Annotated in this window: 4 protein-coding genes; 1 reads left to right on the forward strand and 3 read right to left on the reverse strand. The window is 51.2% G+C overall.

Translation table 11 applies throughout. The features are described 5' to 3' along the window. Window positions 1-186: 186 nt before the first annotated feature. On the forward strand, window positions 187-399 hold the full coding sequence (locus tag VBE63_RS26725) for a hypothetical protein (RefSeq protein ID WP_323686038.1): 213 nt from the start codon (window positions 187-189) through the stop codon (window positions 397-399). A 40-nt stretch (window positions 400-439) separates the two neighbouring features. Here the strand turns inward: VBE63_RS26725 and tnpC are convergent, their stop codons facing one another. The 3 genes from tnpC to tnpA all read right to left on the reverse strand — a co-directional run bounded on the left by tnpC (window position 440) and on the right by tnpA (window position 2,818). Beyond that, complete coding sequence (gene tnpC / locus VBE63_RS26730; protein ID WP_323686039.1) at window positions 440-2,023, reverse strand: IS66 family transposase; 1,584 nt, start codon at window positions 2,021-2,023, stop codon at window positions 440-442. 106 nt (window positions 2,024-2,129) lie between these two features. Then, window positions 2,130-2,459 carry an IS66 family insertion sequence element accessory protein TnpB gene (gene tnpB, locus VBE63_RS26735; protein WP_323686040.1) on the reverse strand — a complete coding sequence of 110 codons (330 nt, stop codon included), beginning with the start codon at window positions 2,457-2,459 and terminating at the stop codon, window positions 2,130-2,132. 11 nt (window positions 2,460-2,470) lie between these two features. Continuing rightward, the gene (tnpA, locus tag VBE63_RS26740) at window positions 2,471-2,818 is read right to left on the reverse strand and encodes an IS66-like element accessory protein TnpA (RefSeq protein WP_323686041.1); all 348 of its coding nucleotides are present in this window, start codon (window positions 2,816-2,818) and stop codon (window positions 2,471-2,473) included. Window positions 2,819-2,971 lie beyond the last annotated feature (153 nt).

The following is a 2,971-nucleotide window of genomic DNA, read 5'->3' on the forward strand; positions in this document are numbered from 1 at the left end:
GTTCCGACATAGATGAGAGCGTTCCGCAAGCCACCATCAAATGGACATTTTAATTCAAAAAATTCAACCCGAAGCGGTCAGCCGAGGCACCCAGCTTTTTTGCAGCCGATTGGCTTAAGTCCGACAGACGGCTGGCCAACCCTATTCAAACCGACAAACTCATACCGCCTCTAGGAGTATCACAGCATGACCATTAAAACAAGATTATGGAGTTTGGTGACACTTTCAGTCCTAGCCTTATTCTTCGTATTTGTTGCCGGAAAGATGGGTCTTGACAAACTGGAGGATAATTTCACTCATGTCGTCGACCAGCGCATTCCTATGCTTTCGCAGTCTCAAGAAATTTTGCAGGATCAAATATCCGCTCAAAGAGATGTGCGAGAAATGCTTTTGGTGTAAGCGTCCGGCAAACACACCTACCCCAGCCACCACAAGCCTACTACAATGGCGACCAATGATGTGGTAACAGCTCATGAATCTGGCTGTTCTTATGGGTTGGCAGACGCGTGAGCACGTCTTTGAGATACGCATAAGGATCATGCCCATTGAGCTTGGCCGACTGCACCAGCGTCATAATCGCCGCCGCACGCTTGCCACTGCGTTCACTGCCTGCAAATAACCAGTTCTTTCGACCCAGTGCCCAGGGGCGCATCTGGTTCTCGACCCGGTTATTATCGATTGGCAAGGCACCATCGTTGAGATAGCGTGTTAAGCCCTCCCAGCGTTTGAGCATATAGTCTATGGCTTTGGCGGTCACACTGCCGTGCGGGACTTTTTGGCGGTTAGCTTCCAGCCATTGCTGTAACTTATCGGCAATGGGTTTGGCTTGAGCTTGACGGATTTGGGCGCGTTGTTGATCATCGAGTGTTTTGACGTTTTTCTCAATGCCATACAGTTGGGCGATCAGGGCAATCGCTTGATGGGCGATTTGGCTTTTCCCACTGTCATGCAGTTCAACGAACTTACGACGGGCATGCGCCATGCAGCCGACTTCGGTGATGCCGTGTTTAAAGCATTGTTTGTAGCCACTGTAATCATCACACACCAGCTGACCTTTCCAGGAGTCTAAGATGTCACGGGCATAAAGACCACTGCGTCCAGGGGTAAAGTCGTAGTAAACCGCCTTGAATGAATTGAATGCGGTACTGGCATACGCCCAGACATAGCCTTGGTGGGTTTTTTTGTGACCGGGCTTTAAAATCGGTACGGGGGTTTCATCGACGTGCAGCACCGATTGATTGAGCAGCTCGGCTTTTAAGGCATCGGCTAAGGGGGTGAGCTGCACCCCGCAGACGCCCACCCATTCGGCTAATGTGGAGCGACTTAACGCAACACCGGCACGTGCAAAGATCGTTTCTTGACGGTACAGGGGCAGGTGATCAGCGTATTTGGCTAACACCAGATGCGCCAGCAGTCCGGCGGTAGGCAGCCCCTTGTCGATGATCTGTGCCGGCATGGGGGCTTGTGTTAGGGTATCACACGCTTTACACACCCATTTACCGCGTATATGACGTTCAACTTGAAAACGCCCAGGAATGTAGTCGAGTTTTTCACTGATGTCTTCACCAATGCGTTGTAACGCACAGCCACAGCGACAGTGGGTATTGTCAGGCTCATGGAGTAGGGTGGTACGCGGTAGGTCTTTGGGCAGAGTCTGACGTTTGGGTTGGGTTTTGGGTGTGCTCATCGTCTCGGGTGTGCTTTGCGTAAGCTGAGCAATCTCGGATTCCAATGCGGCGATGTCGGCATCGGTGAGCTCATCGAGTAGGCTCAATTGCAAGGCACTGAGTTGTTCACTGCTGCGTGCGAACTTTAAACGCCGAAGATGGGCCAGTTCATAGGTGAGTTTTTCAATGTGCTGATCTTTTTCGCGCAAGACTTTTTGGGAGTGTTCAATCTGCTCAGTCAACTGTTTTTGCGCTGTTTCGGTGAGTGCTTGTTGCGCACTCAATTGCGCCATCAACTCAGTCGCGAACTGATGAAGTTGATCGTGTGACAGATGACTGAGTGGGGTTGGATTCATGGTGGTTATTATACCGTAATTGGGTTTATTTAGCCGGTCCATATCGAACGAAAAGCCCTGTTTTTACAAGCTTATCGAGTGTTTTTGAGTTCATTGAAAAGCCTCTTTAAAGACACTGCACCGGTTCATGAATGCGTTGCCACGGCAGACCTTGAACCAAGGCTTGAATTTGCTCAGGAGTTAAGGCTTGCGTTGGGTGGATGGGGTGCTTTATCCAGTGAAATGAACCTTCATTTAAACGCCGGGCGCAGACCCAGAGGCCCAGGCCGTCTTGGATTAATACTTTGAGGCGATTGGCGCGTTTATTGGTAAAGACATAGGCATGATGGCGTTCGGCTTGGCCGAAGACGTCCACCACACGTCCAAGCAGTGTCTCGGCACCGGCACGCATATCCACCGGTTCGGTGGCTAACCAGATCTGTTGGATGTGAATCATCTGGTGAGCGCTCATGATAGAACCGCCTTGAGCCATTGCGCGGATTGCATCGCCTGTTGCGCTGGCCATTGGATTTGAACTTGGCCTTTTTCGGTGGGCAGGGTGATGGTGATGGTTTGCGTTGAAGGCGGTGTTGGCAGGGGAATAAATCCGGAGTTTATCGGTATTGGCGTTGCGGTGCTCTGAGCTTTTTTGATCCACTTATGCACGAGGTTGGCATTGAGGTTGTGGGACTGCGCCACCTGTGCAATGGAGGCACCGGGCTGTTGACAGGCGTTGACGATGGTGGCTTTGAAGTCGGGTGAAAATCGACGGCGGCGGGGTTTTGCGTTTTCAGTTGGTATTGTTGGTGTTGTCATATTTTAGGTGTCCACTTAGTTTTAGGTGGACACCTATTTTAGAGAGGTGTAGGGGGAATGGTAGGTGGGTTCGCCGGACGCTTACACTGCCTGTGCGGCAGTGAACGCCCTCTGTCCCAAACACCGACCGACGTTTTCCGCTTACACTGCCTG

The sequence above is a fragment of the Lamprobacter sp. genome, assembly GCF_034860625.1.
Classification (GTDB): Bacteria; Pseudomonadota; Gammaproteobacteria; order Chromatiales; family Chromatiaceae; genus Lamprobacter.

Excerpts from the sequence above, each read along its gene's own strand:
- VBE63_RS26725 (WP_323686038.1), top strand. The coding sequence starts at position 187 with ATGACCATTAAAACAAGATTATGGAGTTTGGTGACACTTTCAGTCCTA.
- tnpC (WP_323686039.1), bottom strand. The coding sequence starts at position 2,023 with ATGAATCCAACCCCACTCAGTCATCTGTCACACGATCAACTTCATCAG.
- tnpB (WP_323686040.1), bottom strand. The coding sequence starts at position 2,459 with ATGATTCACATCCAACAGATCTGGTTAGCCACCGAACCGGTGGATATG.
- tnpA (WP_323686041.1), bottom strand. The coding sequence starts at position 2,818 with ATGACAACACCAACAATACCAACTGAAAACGCAAAACCCCGCCGCCGT.